This is a genomic window from Ruegeria sp. AN11, assembly GCF_056536005.1.
The window spans coordinates 2,965,186-2,982,767 of the sequence record NZ_JBQFJD010000001.1; the positions used below are offsets into that span (position 1 = coordinate 2,965,186).

General features: G+C 59.9%; 17 protein-coding genes. 8 read left to right on the plus strand and 9 right to left on the minus strand.

What is annotated here, in order from left to right:
* Nucleotides 1-67 precede the first annotated feature (67 nt).
* On the plus strand, nucleotides 68-793 hold the full coding sequence (locus tag ACR3EQ_RS14615; protein ID WP_170612860.1) for an SDR family NAD(P)-dependent oxidoreductase: 726 nt from the start codon (nucleotides 68-70) through the stop codon (nucleotides 791-793).
* 2 nt (nucleotides 794-795) lie between these two features.
* On the opposite strand, the gene ACR3EQ_RS14620 is transcribed toward ACR3EQ_RS14615, so the two are convergent.
* Together ACR3EQ_RS14620 and ACR3EQ_RS14625 are read right to left on the minus strand one after the other, a co-directional pair.
* A complete protein-coding gene (locus ACR3EQ_RS14620) occupies nucleotides 796-2,448 on the minus strand; it encodes a Y-family DNA polymerase (RefSeq protein ID WP_170612862.1) in 1,653 nt (550 codons plus the stop codon).
* A 67-nt stretch (nucleotides 2,449-2,515) separates the two neighbouring features.
* The gene (locus tag ACR3EQ_RS14625; RefSeq protein WP_170612864.1) at nucleotides 2,516-2,803 is read right to left on the minus strand and encodes an I78 family peptidase inhibitor; all 288 of its coding nucleotides are present in this window, start codon (nucleotides 2,801-2,803) and stop codon (nucleotides 2,516-2,518) included.
* 131 nt (nucleotides 2,804-2,934) lie between these two features.
* Between ACR3EQ_RS14625 and ACR3EQ_RS14630 the strand changes: the two genes are divergently transcribed.
* Nucleotides 2,935-4,047: an S-(hydroxymethyl)glutathione dehydrogenase/class III alcohol dehydrogenase gene (locus ACR3EQ_RS14630; protein ID WP_170612866.1), complete on the plus strand. Its 1,113-nt coding sequence runs from the start codon at nucleotides 2,935-2,937 to the stop codon at nucleotides 4,045-4,047.
* A 101-nt stretch (nucleotides 4,048-4,148) separates the two neighbouring features.
* A complete protein-coding gene (locus ACR3EQ_RS14635) occupies nucleotides 4,149-4,865 on the plus strand; it encodes an NYN domain-containing protein (protein WP_480491047.1) in 717 nt (238 codons plus the stop codon).
* A 7-nt stretch (nucleotides 4,866-4,872) separates the two neighbouring features.
* On the opposite strand, the gene ACR3EQ_RS14640 is transcribed toward ACR3EQ_RS14635, so the two are convergent.
* The 3 genes from ACR3EQ_RS14640 to ACR3EQ_RS14650 form a co-directional block, all read right to left on the minus strand.
* On the minus strand, nucleotides 4,873-5,811 hold the full coding sequence (locus ACR3EQ_RS14640) for a DMT family transporter (RefSeq protein WP_170612869.1): 939 nt from the start codon (nucleotides 5,809-5,811) through the stop codon (nucleotides 4,873-4,875).
* Nucleotides 5,812-5,964: 153 nt separating this feature from the next.
* Entirely contained in the window at nucleotides 5,965-6,378 is a 414-nt protein-coding gene (locus tag ACR3EQ_RS14645) for a group III truncated hemoglobin (RefSeq protein WP_170612872.1), read from the minus strand.
* A gap of 49 nt (nucleotides 6,379-6,427) precedes the next feature.
* Nucleotides 6,428-9,346, minus strand: a complete 2,919-nt coding sequence (locus tag ACR3EQ_RS14650) for an error-prone DNA polymerase (protein ID WP_170612874.1) — start codon at nucleotides 9,344-9,346, stop codon at nucleotides 6,428-6,430.
* A 108-nt stretch (nucleotides 9,347-9,454) separates the two neighbouring features.
* Here ACR3EQ_RS14650 and ACR3EQ_RS14655 point away from each other — a divergent pair, with 108 nt between their 5' ends.
* Complete coding sequence (locus tag ACR3EQ_RS14655; protein WP_170612876.1) at nucleotides 9,455-9,919, plus strand: DUF1203 domain-containing protein; 465 nt, start codon at nucleotides 9,455-9,457, stop codon at nucleotides 9,917-9,919.
* On the opposite strand, the gene ACR3EQ_RS14660 is transcribed toward ACR3EQ_RS14655, so the two are convergent.
* Nucleotides 9,916-10,908 (minus strand): ABC transporter ATP-binding protein, encoded by a 993-nt coding sequence (locus ACR3EQ_RS14660; RefSeq protein ID WP_480491791.1) that lies wholly within the window; start codon nucleotides 10,906-10,908, stop codon nucleotides 9,916-9,918. The two genes, ACR3EQ_RS14655 and ACR3EQ_RS14660, sit on opposite strands and share 4 nt — an antisense overlap.
* Before the next feature lie 87 nt (nucleotides 10,909-10,995).
* Between ACR3EQ_RS14660 and ACR3EQ_RS14665 the strand changes: the two genes are divergently transcribed.
* The 3 genes from ACR3EQ_RS14665 to polA all read left to right on the plus strand — a co-directional run bounded on the left by ACR3EQ_RS14665 (nucleotide 10,996) and on the right by polA (nucleotide 14,764).
* Nucleotides 10,996-11,175 (plus strand): zinc-finger domain-containing protein, encoded by a 180-nt coding sequence (locus tag ACR3EQ_RS14665; RefSeq protein ID WP_170612878.1) that lies wholly within the window; start codon nucleotides 10,996-10,998, stop codon nucleotides 11,173-11,175.
* A gap of 34 nt (nucleotides 11,176-11,209) precedes the next feature.
* Nucleotides 11,210-11,872: a YrbL family protein gene (locus ACR3EQ_RS14670; protein WP_170612880.1), complete on the plus strand. Its 663-nt coding sequence runs from the start codon at nucleotides 11,210-11,212 to the stop codon at nucleotides 11,870-11,872.
* Nucleotides 11,873-11,965: 93 nt separating this feature from the next.
* A complete protein-coding gene (gene polA, locus ACR3EQ_RS14675) occupies nucleotides 11,966-14,764 on the plus strand; it encodes a DNA polymerase I (protein WP_480491049.1) in 2,799 nt (932 codons plus the stop codon).
* 50 nt (nucleotides 14,765-14,814) lie between these two features.
* Here polA and ACR3EQ_RS14680 read toward each other — a convergent pair whose 3' ends face one another.
* A complete protein-coding gene (locus tag ACR3EQ_RS14680) occupies nucleotides 14,815-15,045 on the minus strand; it encodes a DUF2798 domain-containing protein (RefSeq protein ID WP_170612884.1) in 231 nt (76 codons plus the stop codon).
* Nucleotides 15,046-15,086: 41 nt separating this feature from the next.
* Nucleotides 15,087-15,863, minus strand: a complete 777-nt coding sequence (locus tag ACR3EQ_RS14685) for a TIM barrel protein (RefSeq protein WP_170612886.1) — start codon at nucleotides 15,861-15,863, stop codon at nucleotides 15,087-15,089.
* A gap of 172 nt (nucleotides 15,864-16,035) precedes the next feature.
* Between ACR3EQ_RS14685 and ACR3EQ_RS14690 the strand changes: the two genes are divergently transcribed.
* Nucleotides 16,036-16,980 (plus strand): DMT family transporter, encoded by a 945-nt coding sequence (locus tag ACR3EQ_RS14690; protein ID WP_480440982.1) that lies wholly within the window; start codon nucleotides 16,036-16,038, stop codon nucleotides 16,978-16,980.
* Here the strand turns inward: ACR3EQ_RS14690 and ACR3EQ_RS14695 are convergent.
* A complete protein-coding gene (locus ACR3EQ_RS14695; RefSeq protein ID WP_480491051.1) occupies nucleotides 16,977-17,558 on the minus strand; it encodes a DUF1285 domain-containing protein in 582 nt (193 codons plus the stop codon). The two genes, ACR3EQ_RS14690 and ACR3EQ_RS14695, sit on opposite strands and share 4 nt — an antisense overlap.
* Nucleotides 17,559-17,582 lie beyond the last annotated feature (24 nt).

The following is a 17,582-nucleotide window of genomic DNA, read 5'->3' on the forward strand; positions in this document are numbered from 1 at the left end:
CGGACGGTGGGTGATCCTTTCGGGTCACCGGTGCGTAAAACGACTGTTACAACCGGAATGAAAAGGCATGATCGATTTTGATGGAAAGACCTACTGGATCATTGGCGCAAGTGAAGGGCTGGGCCGCTCGCTGGCCGAGGCGCTGAGCAACAAAGGGGCGCATCTGGTCCTGTCCGCCCGCAACGCCGAACGTCTGAAAGAAATCTGCGGGTCGCTGCCCAATGCGCGCGCCGTTCCATTTGATGTCGCGGACCTTGAGGCGGTTCGCCGTGCGCGGCAACAGGTCGGAGAGGTCGACGGACTGGTTTACAATGCCGGCATCTACGAGCCGATGCCCGCAAAACACTGGGATACCGAGGCCGTTCTTGCGATGAATGACGTGAATTTCACGGGTGCCCTGCGGGTTCTTGGCGAAACAGTGCCGGGCTTTGTTCAGGCTGGTCGCGGGGATATCACGCTGATCGGGTCGTTGTCGGGTTATCGTGGGTTACCGGCGGCGATTGGTTACGCCGCCAGCAAGGCAGCGCTGATTTCATTGGCGGAATCCATGCGGCTTGATCTTGCCGGCACCGGTGTGACTGTGCGCATCGTCAACCCCGGTTTCATCAAGACCCGGCTGACAGAGAAGAACAAATTCAAGATGCCGATGCTGATGACGCCGGAAGATGCGGCAAACCGTGTGGTCAAGGCGATGTCGCGACGCCGGTTTCGCACCGATTTTCCGGCTCCGTTTTCGTGGCTGGTCCGGTTTTTTGATTATCTGCCGGACTTTCTGGTGTTTCGCGGCAGGTAGTATCAGCCGAACTGCCCCTGACAGAACCAGCCCGCCGACAGGGTGCCGCCATGGCCGTAAAACAGCCAAAGCCGTTCACCCTGTTCCGTCACCACCACCCAGTAATCGCGCACCCCGCTGCGCCAGTTTGGATCGTCCAGCCACCACTCGGGCGCGATGCGTTCCGGACCGGTGGCTTGTGCCAACTGCCAGTCCCGCCCGCGCCAGCGAAAGGCACCGGGCACTTCTGGGGTTTCCGGGGCCATTACCGGTTCGGGTTGCCACATCTGCAAAGGCCGGGGGCGTGGCGGAACGGGCCAGTTGCGGGCGGGTTCCGACCACGCGGCGGCCAGGGTCTGAGCCGTTTTCTCGGGGATGTGAGAAGCCGCCGGGTGGCGCCGTGTGATCGCCTCCAGACCCACCCGCGCGCCCAGTTTTCCGATCAGGTCTTCGACGGCTCTGTTACCCTCCAGCCGTTCCCGGGCGGCGCGGCTGGCTTCGGCATGGCCGGTTCGGGTCCGGGCGTGGATGGGCTCGGACTGAACCGCCTCAAGTCGCAGCATGTCGATGCCATAACCTGCGTCGATCTTGTCGATCTTCATCTCTAACAAAGGGCGAATACGGTGTTTGTCATAGGTTGGGCGGGCCAGACCGACCTCGATGATCTCGGCCGCCTGATCCGCACGATGCGCTTCGAGCCGTAGGGTACGGACGCCGCGGCCCTTCTCTTCCAATCTGGCGCAGAGCGTGGGCAGAATACGATCGATGGCGGCCATCACGTCCTCGACCAATCCGATCGGGTTGGGCAGGGTCATCCGCACCGCAAAGTGATGCGGCGGACGGGCGGGTGAGACCGGCTCGGGGGCGCTGCCCATCGCCTGATCCAGCCGCAGCACCAGCCCTCGCCCGAACCGCCGCGCCAGAGAGGCGCGGGGCTGGCCCAGCAGATCGCCGATCCGGCGCAGGCCCAGCCGGTTCAGTTGCGCCACCACCTGATCCTCGAGCCGCAACGCTGCGATGGGCAGGGGGCTGAGCGCGCCATAGGATTGCCCCGGTGCTGCGATCCGTGCGCCGCCACCCAGTGCCATCACCTGCGGCGCGGCCCCGCCTTTGGTCCAGTGCCGTCGCTTTCCTGCACGGGCGCGGGTGGCGCGGGCCTCTTGGCTGATGGCGTCACCGTTGCGGTCGGACGTGGCCTCTTGCCCGGCATAGCGCGCCAAAGCCCAGGCGGCCCCCAACGTGTCGGCGATGCCCATCTGCACGCTCAGCCCCATATCGGCGCAGTCGGTCTCGATCACGCTCAGCAACGCTTCTTCGCCACCGAACAGATGCGCGCAGCCCGACAGGTCGACAATCAGCCCGTCCGGTGATTCCTCGGCCACCCAAGGGCTGAACTTGCCCACCCAGCGGCGCAGCGCGGTCAGAAACGCGGCCTCGGCCGGGGCATTACGGGGGCGTGTCACAAGTGCTGCACACATGGCATGGGCGTCGCGCACCGGCTGACCCACGCGCAGACCGGCGGCCTGGGCTTCGGCGTTCAGCGAGGTGACGACCTGCATATTGGACTGCTCGGCCACCACGGCCAAAGGCCCATCCTGCAGGCCCCGCGCGGCGCGGACCAGCCGTTCAGCCCCCAGACGGGGGAACCACAGCGAAAGTATTCGGCGTTTGGGCATCGGCAGACATCAAAGTGTTCTTATTTTGTTCTTATCTGAGAATCGATGCCAGAGTCGAGTCCGACCCCTACCCGCAGGCCAGCCGCTGAACGATCCCGGCCCCGTTCACGTAAACGTTCAGCCGGTCGATGCGGTAATCCTGTGTGGCGATGTCATCCGGGCCCAGTACACGGGCTCGCTCGGGCAGATCCGCCCGGATGCTCGAGACCGGCTGGCCAACGGAATCGGCAAAGGGTTCCCCCTTGCAAAAGGCCAGTTCCACCGAAGCGGCTTGGGGGGTGGCGGCGACATCTTCGGGAATGCTGGTGTCGGTACAGGCTGCCAGAAGGATCACAAGCGGGATTAATCGAAGCATTGGCGTTCCTCTTTCTGACAATGTCGTTTCTGCAATATCAAACAATTAGCCAATTTGCCATCAAAGCGCAGTTGAAAACGCTCTGCAATTGACGCAGGGTCGGGGCAATTTAAGACAGGGAGACAAACACCATGCGTACCCGTGCCGCCGTTGCCGTTCAGGCGGGCAAACCTTTGGAAGTGATGGACGTGAACCTTGAAGGCCCCAAGGCGGGCGAGGTTCTGGTTGAAATCAAAGCCACCGGCATCTGCCATACTGACGAATTCACCCTTTCAGGTGCTGACCCCGAAGGCCTGTTCCCGGCCATTCTGGGCCACGAAGGCGCAGGTGTTGTGGTTGAGGTTGGTCCGGGTGTGACCAGCCTGAAGCCGGGCGACCATGTGATCCCGCTTTACACTCCGGAATGTCGTGAGTGTGAATACTGTCTGCATCCCAAAACCAACCTGTGCCAGGCGATCCGCAGCACGCAAGGTCAGGGCCTGATGCCCGACGGCACCTCGCGCTTTTCGACGCTGGATGGCGATCCGATCCTGCACTACATGGGCTGTTCGACCTTCTCGAACCACACGGTTCTGCCGGAAATCGCGCTGGCCAAGGTGCGCGAGGACGCACCCTTCGACAAGATCTGTTATATCGGCTGCGGTGTAACCACCGGCATCGGCGCGGTGATCAACACTGCCAAGGTGGAAATTGGCAGCCGTGCCATCGTGTTTGGCCTGGGTGGCATCGGCCTGAACGTGATTCAGGGCCTGCGTCTGGCCGGAGCGGATCAGATCGTCGGCGTCGACCTGAATCCGTCCAAGGTCGAGATGGCCACCAAGTTCGGGATGACCGATTTCGTGAACCCGAACGAAGTCGAAGGCGATCTGGTGCCTTACCTGGTCGATCTGACCAAAGGCGGCGCGGATTATACCTTTGACGCCACCGGCAATGTCGGCGTGATGCGCGCAGCACTGGAATCGGCGCATAAGGGCTGGGGTGAATCGATTATCATCGGTGTGGCCCCTGCGGGGGCCGAAATCTCGACCCGTCCGTTCCAACTGGTCACCGGTCGTTCGTGGCGCGGCACCGCCTTTGGTGGCGCCCGTGGCCGGACCGACGTGCCCAAGATCGTCGACTGGTACATGGAAGGTAAGATCGAGATCGATCCGATGATCACGCACACCATGGGTCTGGACGACATCAACCACGGCTTCGACCTGATGCATAAGGGTGAGAGTATTCGATCGGTCGTCGTTTACTGATCAGATTAAAAAATCACGGGGCGGGCATTTTCCCGCCTCTTTTCGTGCATACATTCCTCATTACAAATTAAATTCTGATTTGAGGAATTGAAGTGACGACAATGAGTACGGACCGGCTGGCGGTTCTAATTGATGCGGACAACGTTCCCGCAAAACACGCTGCTGAAATTTTTGAAGAAATCGCCATATTGGGCGAAGCAGGTTTAAGGCGGATTTACGGGGATTTCTCCAATAGCTCGCCCCAGGGTTGGAATGCCAATACTCTGGTAGAGTTCGCCATCGTTCCCCATCAGCAATTCGCCAACACGAAAGGCAAAAACGCCAGCGATATTGCGCTGGTGATTGACGCTATGGATATCCTGCATACTGGCCGCTTTGACGGATTTGTGCTGGTCTCCTCCGACAGTGATTTCACGCGTCTGGCAAGCCGTATTCGAGAGCAGGGGCTGGACGTTTTTGGAATAGGGGAACGGAAAGCCCCGAAAGCGTTTGTGGCTGCCTGCAAAAGGTTCATCTACATCGAGAATATCGAAAAAGAGTCCTGCGAAGCAAAGAGCACGGGGAAAAACAGCAAAAAATACAAAAAACAGAGTCTAAACCACGCTTTTCAACTCATCCGAAACGCCGTCAAAAATACAAATGATCCGGATGGTTGGGCGACATTGCCCTTTGTTGAACGGCAATTGGGCAAAATTTATCCGGACTTTGACCCACGCAGTTATGGTTATGCAAAACTATGTGATCTGGTTCGAGGTATGGAGCGTTTTGATGAGGCCGACGCTAACGGCAATTTCCGGATCAGGTGCAAGGAAACCTGAAGGCGGCCTACTCCCCTGGTCTCGACGCCCCCGTATCCGACCTTGGCGATCGGACCCGTAGAACCGGGGTGTTAGCCGAAGTGGTATTGGACCGGCTTTCGCGCCAGACCACGAATACGCCCGAAGCAATGATGATGCTGGCGCCGACAGCGACCCAGCCGTCGGGCTGTTCGCCAAAGAATGCCATTCCGAATATCGTGGCCCAGATGATCTGGCTGTACTGGCTGGGTGCAACAACGCCGGCGGGGGCGGCGCGATAGGCTATGATGATCAGGTGCTGTGCGATCACCGAGAAAACGCCGACAAGGGCCATCATCGCCAGGTGCAGCAGTGATGGAGGCAGATACACCGCCGGTTGGGCGAGGCTCATCACCACGATGGCCAGCAGCATGGGGTAGAGGATCAGAACGGCCGAGCGTTCTTCGTTTCCGATCTTGCGTACCAGGACCGAGGCAAAGGCGCTGCAGAAGGCGGCCGTCAGGGCGGCCAGATGGCCCAGCGTAATATCCGTTGTGCCCGGGCGCAGAACGATCAGCACGCCGATCAGGCCCACGCCGACCGCGGCCCAGCGTTGCGCGCGAACCACCTCGCCCAGAATCGGAATCGACAGGACCGTGACGATCAGCGGGAAGGAAAACAGCAGCGAATAGACCTCGGCCAGCGGGAGGACCGAGAAGGCATAGAACGCGCAGGACATGGCCGTGACCATCAGTCCGGACCGCAGCAGGACCAGCCATGGATGATGGGGTAGAAAGTTTCCTGTCGTCCGGTCGGTCAGGATCGTGACCGCCATGGGGACAAAGGAAAACAGCGTGGCGAAAAAGATGATCTGCATCACCGAATAGGTGCCGCCCAGGACCTTGATCAGCGCGTCATGGCTGGCAAAGACCGCAAAGCCCAGAAACGCGTAGCCAAGTCCCCGAAGGGTGGAGTTTTGAGTGCTCATCAGTTGGCCTCGGGTCGTGGGTCGGTGTGGTTGCGATCGACGCGGCAGCCCGGATGAATTCTCGGGCTGGCTTTTCCTTTGACTAAACACATTTTCCGGGGGCGGATAGCCCCTATTTTACCGCTAACATGGCAAAGCCGCCATGATCGGAGGTCATTGCAAGATCGGCGGCGCGTCCTTGGGCTGGCGTGCCGATTGCACCCCGGCCTTCATCCCCACGCCGATGCGACGAGCCAATGCGACCCACGGCGTGGCGGTTTCAGGCGGTAGCGTTTGGGTGGCGACTTCTTCGAACAGGTCGAGCCAGCGGGCGAAAAGTTCGGGTTTCACATCGGGTCGTTCGATATGGACTCGCTGCGGGTTACCGTCATAGCTGCGCTCGAACAGGATGGCATTGCGCCAGAAGGCGGCGATCTTTTCCTCATGCGCGGGCCAGTCTTCGACATGGTTGGCAAAGATCGGGCCAAGTACGACGTCCTCGCGCACACGTGCATAGAAAGCGCGGACTTGCGCGTTGATCTGGTCCGGTGTCGCCGGAAAGCGTGGGGGTAGGGTGGGGCGGGTCATGACGATCCTGGGATTCGACTCTGTTCTTGGGCAATATCCGGTTATCTGGTCAGGCTACAGGGGTGGTTTTGTCGCGCTGGCCCGGCGTCAGCAGGTGCCGCAGCAAGGCCACCGGATGCGCCTTGAGGCTGAGACGGGTGGCGACGTAGTCCTCGACCACCTGCTCGCCCAATGTCATCTGTGGCAGGTAGGCTTCGGGCTCATCCAGCGCCTCACCTTCCAGATCCTGCGAGAACAGCGGCAAGGGTTTGGCGGTCGCAATCGCCTTGGCTTGCCACAGCGCGTCGCGCCGGGTCAGGTCGCAGGCGGCAAAGGCGTCGGCCTCGGCCAGGCGTTCGATCACCGAGGGGCCAAGGCCCGCACGACGCCAGACATCGTCGACCTGATGATAGCCATTGCCGCGCGCGGCGGTGAGCCAACTGGCGTCTTCCTCGCTGAGACCCTTGATCTGGCGGAACCCCAGCCGCAGGGCCAACCCACCATGGCCATCGGGTTCCATCACATTGTCCCAGAAACTGGCATTGATGCAGACCGGGCGGACCTGAACCCCGTGCTCGCGCGCATCACGCACGATCTGGGCCGGGGCATAGAACCCCATCGGCTGCGAGTTCAGCAGCGCGCAGGCGAAGATGCCGGGATGGTGGCATTTGATCCAGGCCGAAGCATAGACCAGCAGCGCAAAGCTGGCCGCGTGGCTTTCGGGGAAGCCGTATGAGCCGAAGCCTTCGATCTGCGAGAAGCAACGCTCGGCAAAATCATCCTCATAGCCGTTGCGCTTCATGCCGCGCAGAAACAGGGCGCGGAATTCACTGACATTGCCATGTTTCTTGAATGTTGCCAGTGAACGGCGCAATCGGTCAGCCTGTTCCGGGGTGAAACCCGCGCCCACGATGGCGATCTGCATCGCCTGTTCCTGAAACAGCGGCACGCCCATGGTCTTGCCCAGCACCTCACCCAACGCATCAGACGGGAAAACAACCGGCTCTTCGCCATTCCGCCGCCGGATATAGGGATGGACCATGTCGCCCTGAATGGGGCCGGGGCGGATGATGGCGACCTCGATCACCAGATCATAGAATTTGCGCGGCTTCATCCGCGGCAGAAAGTTCATCTGTGCACGTGATTCCACCTGAAACACGCCCACACTGTCGGCCACACACAGCATGTCATAAACCGCCGGATCCTCGGGCGGCAGGGTGGCCAATGTGTAATCGGTCTGATGATGCTGCCCGATCAGATCAAACGCCTTGCGGATACAGGTCAGCATCCCGAGGCTGAGAACATCGACCTTGAGGATGCCCAGGCTGTCGATATCATCCTTATCCCAGCAGATAACCGTACGGCCTTCCATGGTGGCGTTTTCGATGGGGACAAGTTCGTCCAGCCGCCCCTCGGTAATGATGAACCCGCCCACGTGCTGCGACAGGTGGCGGGGGAAGCCATCGATCTCATATACCAACATTAGAGTCTGTTTTAGCCGTCGGTCTTCGGGATCGAGGCCGATTTCGCGCATCCGGTGCGCCTCGAGCCCGGCAGCCGAGAAGAATCCCCAGAGCTGTGACGAGAGCGCAGATATGGTGTCTTCGGTCAGGCCCATGGCGCGGCCGACCTCGCGTATGGCGCGCTTGCCGCGATAATGCACGACCGTCGCGCAGAGGCCTGCGCGTTCGCGACCGTAGCGGTCATAGATATGTTGAATCACCTCTTCGCGGCGTTCATGTTCGAAATCCACGTCGATATCGGGTGGCTCATCGCGGGCTTCCGAGACAAAACGTTCGAAGACCATTGTGCCCATCTCGGGGCTGACTTCGGTGATGCCGAGGCAGAAGCAAACGACAGAGTTGGCCGCCGAGCCACGCCCCTGGCAGAGGATATCGCGGGACCGGGCGAATTTGACGATGTCGCGGACCGTCAGGAAATAGGGTTCGTATTTGAGCTTGCCGATCAGGGTGAGCTCATGCGCCAGCATCTTCTTGGCTTTCTCGGACGCGCCTGCAGGGTAACGCCATTTCAGCCCTTCATGCGCCAGTCGATGCAGGCGTTGAGTCGGGGTTTCCTGCTCGCTACCCTCGCTGGGATATTCATAGCGTAACTCGTCGAGCGAAAAGGTGAGTTCTTCGCTGAGCGCATGGGCGCGGGCAACAGCACCCTCATGGCCTTTGAAAATGCGCAGCATCTCGGCCTCGGATCGCAGGCGCTGTTCCCCGTTGGTCAGCGCATCGCGGCCCAGTTCGTCGACCTTGCGGCGCAGGCGGATGGCGGTCACCACATCGGCCAGCTTGCGGCGTGCACCGTGATGCATCATCGGTGTGGCGCTGGCAAGTGTGGGGAGGTCAAGTTGCTTGGATTCAGCCTCTAACAAAGAGAAATATGCGCTATCCGCGCCATCATATCGGGGGTGCATCAACAGGTGTATGCGCCCGGCAAAGCGGCGCGTCAGCTGTTGCGCCTGTGTCCGCCATGCGTCCGCGCCGCCCCGGGACCGGATCGCCTGTGGCCAGAGCAGCAGGTGGAGACCGTCGGAGAATTCCAAAAGGTCTGACAGATGCAGGATGCAGTCGCCCTTTTCGGCGCGCAGACGACCTGCCGACAGGATACGGCACAGGTTGGCCCACCCCTGCCGGTTCAGGGGCAGGGCGGTGACGGTGGGCGCGTCGGTGAAGATCAGCCGCGCCGCCGGGATCAGGCGTGGCACTGCATGGACCGGATAAGAGGGCGGTTTGGGGATGTGATCGGGGCAGGGCGGGCCGATCGAGGTGTTCTGCGCCTCCCACTCCAGCCGTTCACGCACCTTGCGGGCGATCTCGCGTCCCTGCGTGTGGGCGCGGACGATGCCGGCGACCGAGTTGTCATCGGCAATCGCGATGGCGGGCAGGCCCAGGGTGACGGCACGTTCCATGTACTCCTCGGGGTGCGAAGCCCCGGTGAGGAAGGTGAAATTCGATGTGATCGACAGTTCGGCATACATGGCGATTCCATATTATATTCACGTTTTGTTCTTTTTCGAGTCCTTTGCGCAGGAAACGGGTCGCCTAGGCTTGAGGTCACGGGCATGGTTGCCAAAAGGAGACCCGAAATGTTCAAAATCACCGCATTACCGACCGAAAATGTACGCGCCCTTCAGAAAGGAGGACCGGATGCCTACGGCGCCACCCCGGAACGTGTTGTTTCCACCGGGGCTGGGAATCCCTGCCGACACTGTCTGAAGAACATTCCTGAGGGCGAGGAAATGCTGATATTGGCACATCGGCCATTTTTAGAGACACATCCATACGCCGAAACCGGCCCGATCTTCTTATGTGCCGCCCCGTGCGAGCAGTACGGGGGTGAAGCGCTGCCCGAGATTCTGACCACATCGCCCGACTATCTGATCAAGGGCTACGGGCAGGACGACCGGATCGTCTATGGCACCGGCGCGATCACCGCAACGGATCAGATCAGTAAAAAGGTCACGGAGATTTTCACCCGCCCGGACGTTGCATATATCCACGTCCGGTCTGCACGAAACAACTGCTATCAGGCGCGGATAGACCGGGCCTAAAGCTTGACCCGGTGCATGCCCCGGCGCGGCTGGTCCTGATCGGCAGCCGGGCGATCATCCGTGCGGCTGGACGTCAGCGCGAGGAACACATCCTCGAGATCGGCCTCTTCGGTACGGACATCGCGGATACGAATATTGGCCGCGCGCACCGATTCCAGAACCTGTTCGGCGCTGGTCTGGGCGCTTCGATACTGAAGGACAAGGTTGCCATCTTCGCGCAGCGTGGCCTCAACCCCCGGCGTCGCGGGCAGGTCGGCGACCGGGTTGTCCGGCACGATCACCATGGTGCGGCTGTCCATGCGGCCCAGCAGGTTCGCGGTGCTGTCCTGCGCGATCTTTTCGCCATGGTTGATGATGGCGATCTCGTCACACATCTCCTGCGCTTCTTCCAGGTAGTGCGTGGTCAGGATAATGGTCATGCCCTGCTCGTTCAGCTTTCGGACATTGGCCCAAAGCATCTGGCGCAGTTCGATATCCACGCCCGCCGTCGGTTCATCCAAAACCAGAATCCTGGGGTGGTGGACCAGTGCCTTGGCCAGCAACAACCGCCGCCGCATACCACCCGACAGGGTGCGGGCATAGGCTTCGGCCTTGTCGCTCAGGCCAACCAGTTCGAGAATCTCATCGCTGCGGCGCTGCGCCCTTGGCACACCATATAGACCTGCCTGAACCTCCAAAGCGCCGCGCGGTGTGAAGAAGGGGTCAAGGTTCAATTCCTGCGGCATCACGCCGATGGCCGCCCGCGACTGGCGGGGATGCTGATCCTGATCAAAGCCCCAGATCGACACGTTGCCCGCGGATTTTATCACCAACCCGGCTAGAATATTGATCAGGGTGGACTTCCCGGCCCCGTTCGGTCCCAGCAGACCAAAAACCGATCCACGCGGAACCGTAAGATCAATACCTTTCAGCGCCTGCTTTTCGGGCTGGCCCTTGCCGCCGCGATAGGTCTTGCGCAACCCTTCGATCCTGATTGCCGCATCGCTCATGTGGCTCTTGCCCCCGGTTTGCTCATCGCTCATAAACGCACCTAATACATGCCCGCGAGGCCGACAACCGAAGAAGGATCGCCAGCCGTGACCATCGAAGCGCCGGAAACCAAGATCGTCGAAACCGCTCGTGTCGCCTGCGATGGCGGCGAGGGGGCATTGGGCCATCCGCGCGTCTGGTTGCAGATCCCCGAGGATACCGGCTGGGTTGAATGCCCCTATTGCGACTGCAAATACGTGCTGTCTGGCAGCGAGGCATCAAGCTGACAGCGTGACACGTGCCGCGCAGAACGGAGGCCGGATGCTTTGTGCAGTACAGCTTTTGCACCTATCGGATCAGGAGCCCTTGGCAAAAGGCGGCCACAGAAACGTATACGCGTATCCGGGCCAGCCTGACCTGTTGATCAAGGTAACGCGCCCGCGAACACGTCGAAACCGTTCCTTTTCCAAGCGGTTGATCAGGCGGATCATGCCGGACACCGCATATCGCAACGCCCTGAAAGAGATCGAGTGTGAGCTGAAAGCCGCGTTGAAAAGCGGTGAGGACATTGCGCAACTGCCTTTGGCGCGGTCGTTTGGCGTCGTACAGACGGATGTCGGGCCGGGGGTTGTGGTGGAGCGTGTTCAATCCGAAGACTCCAAACTGGCAAAACATCTGTTGTGGATGTGTGAGCAGCACAAGCTGACCGAGGAAGTCTTGGCCGACCTCAATCGATTTGTTCAAAAGCTGTTCGAATATCAGATCGTGGGGCGCGATATCCACGAACAGAACATCGTCTACGGGCTGCGTGGTCAGGTCCGCATGTTTCTTTTGATTGATGGGTACGGGGAACGTAACCTCATTCCCTTGCGCACGCTGAACCGCCGATTGAATGATCGCTCGCTGAACAAGCAGATGCAGATGATCGCAGATCGCACGGGGTTGCGTTGGGACAAGGCACGCAGGGCATTCAGCACAGCGTAGGTCGACATATCTGCGCCAGATAGATCACCTTCTTGACTGGCCACCCGAGCGCCCCTGTGGCAGAACCATCCCTGACCGACAGGGAGAGCGCGCATGAGCAATTTCGGAAAAGGGTGTCACCTGCATCTGATCGATGGATCGGCCTTTATTTTCAGGGCTTACCACGCGCTGCCGCCGCTAACGCGGAGATCCGATGGCTTGCCGATCGGTGCTGTGTCGGGCTTTTGCAACATGCTGCAGAAATATGTGGAAGGGAACGCCGGGGCGGATGCGCCGACTCATGTGGCGGTGATCTTCGATAAGGGCTCGCACACGTTCCGGAATGATCTTTATGATCAGTACAAGGCTAACCGCGAGGCAATGCCCGAAGACCTGCGCCCGCAGATGCCTCTGACCCGTGAAGCGACGCGCGCCTTCAATATCGCTTGCAAGGAACTGGAGGGTTATGAGGCGGATGACATCATCGCCACGCTGGCGGTTCAGGCGCGTGCGGCGGGGGGCCGTGTGACCATCGTCAGCTCTGACAAGGACCTGATGCAACTGGTCGGTGACGGGGTCGAGATGCTGGATGCGATGAAAAACAAGCGTATCGATCGCGACGGCGTAGTCGAAAAATTCGGCGTCGGGCCGGAGCGCGTGGTGGATGTGCAGGCGCTTGCCGGGGACAGTGTGGATAACGTGCCAGGCGCGCCGGGGATCGGGGTCAAGACCGCAGCGCTGCTGATCAACGAATTTGGTGATCTCGAAACCCTGCTGGACCGTGCGGAAGAGATCAAACAACCCAAACGCCGCCAGACCCTGATCGAGAAGCGTGACCAGATCGAGTTGTCGAAGAAACTGGTGCAACTGGACGAAAACACGCCGCTGGATTTCTCGCTGGACGATCTGGAGGTGAAGGACCCGGATGCCGAAACCCTGCTGGGTTTTCTGGCCGAGATGGAATTTCGGACGCTTACCAAGCGTATTGCTGACAAGCTCGGGGCCGAGGCTCCTGTCATTGCAGATGCGCCCGCGCCTGCCGCCGAGGTTGAGGAAGCCGAAGCGGTTCCGTTCGATGCGTCGAAATACGAATGCGTCAGGGACGCAGGCGCGCTGCAGAAATGGATCGATCAGGCCTATGAACGCGGCTGGGTCGCCGTGGACACCGAAACCACCGGCCTCAATGAAATGATCGCCGGTCTTGTTGGCATATCGCTGTGCGTGGAGGCGGGCGGGGCCTGTTACATTCCGCTGACGCACCGCGATGGATCCGCTGATGATCTGTTCGGTTCGGATGCACTGGCCGAGGGGCAGATGCCGCTGGATGAGGCTCTGACTCTGTTGAAACCGATGTTCGAGGACCCTTCGATCCTGAAAATCGGGCAGAACATGAAATACGATGCCAAGATCTTTGCGCGCTATGGTGTCAACGTTTCGCCGATCGATGACACGATGCTGATGTCCTACGCCATGCATGGCGGAGAGCATGGCCATGGCATGGATACGCTGTCCGAACGGTATCTGAGCCACACACCGATCCCGATCAAACCGCTGCTGGGGTCCGGAAAATCGGCGATTACCTTTGACAAGGTTCCGATTGACGAGGCGACGGCTTATGCCGCCGAGGATGCGGACATAACCTTGCGCCTGTGGAAGCTGTTCAAGCCGCAACTGCATCAGGTTCAGGTGACGACGGTTTATGAAACGCTGGAACGCCCGCTGGTCCCGGTACTTGCCGAAATGGAAATGCACGGCATCAAGGTCGACCGAGATGTTCTGAGCCGAATGTCCAACGCATTTGCACAGAAAATGGCCGGATTAGAGGCTGATATTCACGAACTGGCGGGTGAGAATTTCAACGTCGGTTCTCCTGCCCAGTTGGGCGAAATCCTGTTCGACAAGATGGGGCTTGAGGGCGGCAAGAAGGGCAAGACCGGGAAGTATTCGACTGGGGCCGATATTCTGGAGGATCTCGCGACCGAGCACGAACTGCCGCGCCGGGTGTTGGACTGGCGGCAGTTGTCCAAACTGAAATCGACCTACACCGACGCGCTGCAAACCCATATCAACCCGGATACAGGCCGGGTGCATACGTCGTATTCGATCACCGGGGCCAATACGGGCCGTCTGGCCTCGACCGATCCGAACCTGCAGAACATTCCGGTGCGGACCGAGGAAGGGCGGCGCATTCGCGAGGCGTTCATCGCCGAGCCGGGAAATGTGATGGTCAGTCTGGACTACAGTCAGATCGAACTGCGGATTCTGGCGCATATTGCCGATATCCCCGCCTTGAAACAGGCGTTTTCTGATGGGCTGGACATTCACGCCATGACCGCGTCCGAAATGTTCGACGTGCCGTTGGACGAAATGACACCGGATATTCGCCGTCAGGCCAAGGCGATCAACTTTGGTGTGATCTACGGAATCTCGGGCTTTGGTCTGGCCCGCAATCTGCGTATCCCAAGGGCCGAGGCGCAGGGTTTTATCGACCGCTATTTCGAACGGTTCCCCGGGATACGGAAATACATGGATGACACGGTCGCCTTTGCCAAAGAGCATGGCTATGTGCAGACCTTGTTCGGGCGCAAAATCCATACGCCCGAGATCAACGCCAAAGGGCCGCATGCCGGGTTTTCGCGCCGCGCGGCGATCAATGCGCCGATTCAGGGCACGGCGGCGGACGTGATCCGCCGCGCTATGGTGCGGATGCCGGAAGCGATCAGGGGGTTGCCCGCCAAGATGTTGCTGCAGGTGCATGACGAATTGTTGTTCGAAGTGGCCGAAGACGCTGTGGACGAAACGATCCGTATCGCGCGCGATGTGATGGAAGGCGCGTCCGATCCCGCGGTCAGGCTGGATGTCAAACTGGTTGTCGATGCAGGGAAGGGCGCCAACTGGGCCGAGGCGCACTAACCCGGGGAACGCGCCGCGCATCAGGCCCGGCGGGCCATCTTTGCGGCGGGTCAGGCTTCGGGCCTGACCAGTCGTTCTACCAGCTGTTTCACTGCGGGACCCAGCAGCAGGATCACGGTAAATGCGATTGGCCAGCAAAACATCCAGGATGAGATCCAGTCGCTCAGTGTGCCCGGCCCAAACCCCACCGCCTTAACCGTGGCAATGCCGGTCACCATGCAGGACATCAGACCAGACATGATTAGGCCGTACAGGGCATGAGCGTAACGAGCGGGTATCATCCGGTTATCCTGTCAGTTGATTGCCCCCCATGTGTGGCATTTCAGGCCTGAATTCCAGTACCCCATCCCTGCATCCAGCCCAGCGAGGCTGCGGTTCGGTCTGTTGACGGTGTGTATTCGGCGCTGACCCACCCAATATAGCCGCAGCAATCCATTGCATCGAAAAGCGCGGGAAAATCCGTGTCACCGCGCCCCGGTTCAGCGCGGTCGGGGGCCGCCCCGATCTGTGCATGAGTGACAAGGGGGTGAAAACGGTCCCAGATTGCAAGCGCATCACCGTGGATCATTTCTGCGTGAAAGCTGTCATATTGCAGGCCGAGATTTGGGCGATCCACGCGGTCCAGCACATTGGCGGCCAGATCATAGTCATTCAGAAAATATCCGGGTTGCGACGTCGTGTTCAGCGGTTCGATCGTGAATTTCTGCGTGGGCGCGAAATCAGCGGCCCATTGAAGATTTCGCACAAAGGTCTCAAACGCTGCTGAGCCTTCTGCATAGCCGGACATGATGTGGATCTGACCCGCGCGCAGCACCTGCGCATATCTCAGGACCCGGCGGATATCGGTCTGAAACCGGGCTTCGCCGCCCGGAACGGCGGCATAGCCGGGCTGTCCGCCTGTGTAATTGGGCGGTGGGGCATTGATCAGCAATAGCTCAAGCCCGTTCTCCAGCAGGGCGCGGCTGGTTTCACGGGCCGCCAGATCGTATGGAAACAGTATTTCCACGGCCGAAAACCCAGCTCGCGCGGCCGCCTCGAACCTTTCCAGATACGGAAGTTCGGCAAACAGAAGCGAGATATTTGCGGCAAATCTTGGCATGTGCTCGGTGTTCCTTTCGCCGGGACCTTAGACCCGGGGTGATGTCCGGGAAAGGGACTGAAAACGACAGATTGTCGAAAATCGACCAGAATAGCGGTGGCACATCGCCGACCGTCGGGCCTGTGCGGCGAATCAATTTTGCGACGCCCTGCCAACAGAAGGTCTGAAATTCATGGCGATGAGCTCTGAAACCGTTCGCGGTCAATCCGCGTCTGTGCCCCAAGGCCAGAGCTCTGCCTTGTCGGGCAATGGCCTGGCGGTTGCGTCCATGCTGTGCTGGGCTGCCGGGTTTCCGGCAGCTGAGGTTTTGCTTCAAAGCTGGCCCCCGGTCGCCCTGTTGGCGGCGCGCCTGGCTTTGGCGGTGCTTGTTCTGGTGCCGGTCTGGATCCTGATCGACGGTCCGACACGTGTTCTTCGCGCACGGTGGCGGCACGCGCTGTTGGTGGGCGGGCTTGGCATAGGCACCGGCATGTTCCTGATCATCCTCGCACAGAAACTGACGGATCCCGTCACCGTCGCGATCATCGCGTCCTGCGCCCCGCTGACGGCGACCCTGCTCGAGCTTGCCGCAGGTACGCGGCGTCTCAAGTGGAACTTTGCCCTTGGCGTTGCTGTATCGATTATCGGAGGCCTGATCGCCACCAGTTCAATGGCCCCGGCGCAGCTGGGCTTGGGCGCGGTCTGCGCCGTGCTTTCAACGGCTCTGTTCTGTTGGGCTAGTCAGGCAACGGCGAGGGATTTCCCCGAACTGAGCCAGACCGGGCGCACCACGATCGTTTTTGTCGGTGGTCTGGTCATGGCGACCATTCTGATGATCCTGTCGCATCAGTTGGGGATGGATATTCTGCCGTCTGCTCCGATTGACGTTGATCAGGTCGGGATGCTGGCGATCTATGCGCTGATTTCGATGGGGATCAGTCAGATTCTGTTTGTCGGTTCCATCGCAAGGCTGGGCGTCGCGCTGGCTTCGTTTCACATCAACATCGCGCCGTTCTACGTGATGCTGATCATGGTGATGCTTGGAGATGAGTGGAACTGGACCCGCGCGCTGGGCGCGGGCATCGTCGCGCTGGCGGTTGTGCTGGCACAAGACCGAAGGTCCGTGCGCCTGGCCTAGTTACGCTCCAGCGCATCAGACTGGATCAGGGGAAAGAAAACGCCCCCTGACCAGACACCGAACCAGCCGTCATGGTCAGTGCCAATGTCTACAAGGCGGTAAAAGCTCTTGCGGTCAACACGCGCTTCAAGGTTTGCGCGCATCAATATGTAAAGGGACGGCTCATTCGTTTCCGGATCGATGACAATGCGGATCGGGTGATCGGGCCCTGCGGCAGCCGTATCGCCCACCTGGGTTGTGAACGTCAGGACTTGCGCACCGCTTTCATCGGTGTTGTCAAAGTCCACGGCGACAAAGGGTGCATCCTCGACGGTGATTCCCACCTTTTCGACCGGGGTCACCAGAAAATACTTCCCGTCTTCTTTCTTAAGAATTGAGGAAAAAAGCTTCACAAGCTCGAAACGGTTGATGGGTGAACCTAAATAACTCCACGAACCATCTTTGGCGATACGGATGTCCAGATCGCCGCAAAACGGAGGATTCCAAAGGTGAACGGGCGGTAAACCCCGCCTTTTGACTGATTTGACCGAGGCCGCAAGACCATCGGGAGAAGGTGTCACAGGTTTTTGTCCGCTCATTGCTTTTGCCATTTCCTGTCAGCG

What these genes read in the sequence shown, in the direction of transcription:
- ACR3EQ_RS14615 (WP_170612860.1), top strand. Translation starts at nt 68, where the DNA reads ATGATCGATTTTGATGGAAAGACCTACTGGATCATTGGCGCAAGTGAA.
- ACR3EQ_RS14620 (WP_170612862.1), bottom strand. Translation starts at nt 2,448, where the DNA reads ATGCCCAAACGCCGAATACTTTCGCTGTGGTTCCCCCGTCTGGGGGCT.
- ACR3EQ_RS14625 (WP_170612864.1), bottom strand. Translation starts at nt 2,803, where the DNA reads ATGCTTCGATTAATCCCGCTTGTGATCCTTCTGGCAGCCTGTACCGAC.
- ACR3EQ_RS14630 (WP_170612866.1), top strand. Translation starts at nt 2,935, where the DNA reads ATGCGTACCCGTGCCGCCGTTGCCGTTCAGGCGGGCAAACCTTTGGAA.
- ACR3EQ_RS14635 (WP_480491047.1), top strand. Translation starts at nt 4,149, where the DNA reads ATGAGTACGGACCGGCTGGCGGTTCTAATTGATGCGGACAACGTTCCC.
- ACR3EQ_RS14640 (WP_170612869.1), bottom strand. Translation starts at nt 5,811, where the DNA reads ATGAGCACTCAAAACTCCACCCTTCGGGGACTTGGCTACGCGTTTCTG.
- ACR3EQ_RS14645 (WP_170612872.1), bottom strand. Translation starts at nt 6,378, where the DNA reads ATGACCCGCCCCACCCTACCCCCACGCTTTCCGGCGACACCGGACCAG.
- ACR3EQ_RS14650 (WP_170612874.1), bottom strand. Translation starts at nt 9,346, where the DNA reads ATGTATGCCGAACTGTCGATCACATCGAATTTCACCTTCCTCACCGGG.
- ACR3EQ_RS14655 (WP_170612876.1), top strand. Translation starts at nt 9,455, where the DNA reads ATGTTCAAAATCACCGCATTACCGACCGAAAATGTACGCGCCCTTCAG.
- ACR3EQ_RS14660 (WP_480491791.1), bottom strand. Translation starts at nt 10,908, where the DNA reads ATGAGCGATGCGGCAATCAGGATCGAAGGGTTGCGCAAGACCTATCGC.
- ACR3EQ_RS14670 (WP_170612880.1), top strand. Translation starts at nt 11,210, where the DNA reads ATGCTTTGTGCAGTACAGCTTTTGCACCTATCGGATCAGGAGCCCTTG.
- polA (WP_480491049.1), top strand. Translation starts at nt 11,966, where the DNA reads ATGAGCAATTTCGGAAAAGGGTGTCACCTGCATCTGATCGATGGATCG.
- ACR3EQ_RS14680 (WP_170612884.1), bottom strand. Translation starts at nt 15,045, where the DNA reads ATGATACCCGCTCGTTACGCTCATGCCCTGTACGGCCTAATCATGTCT.
- ACR3EQ_RS14685 (WP_170612886.1), bottom strand. Translation starts at nt 15,863, where the DNA reads ATGCCAAGATTTGCCGCAAATATCTCGCTTCTGTTTGCCGAACTTCCG.
- ACR3EQ_RS14690 (WP_480440982.1), top strand. Translation starts at nt 16,036, where the DNA reads ATGGCGATGAGCTCTGAAACCGTTCGCGGTCAATCCGCGTCTGTGCCC.
- ACR3EQ_RS14695 (WP_480491051.1), bottom strand. Translation starts at nt 17,558, where the DNA reads ATGAGCGGACAAAAACCTGTGACACCTTCTCCCGATGGTCTTGCGGCC.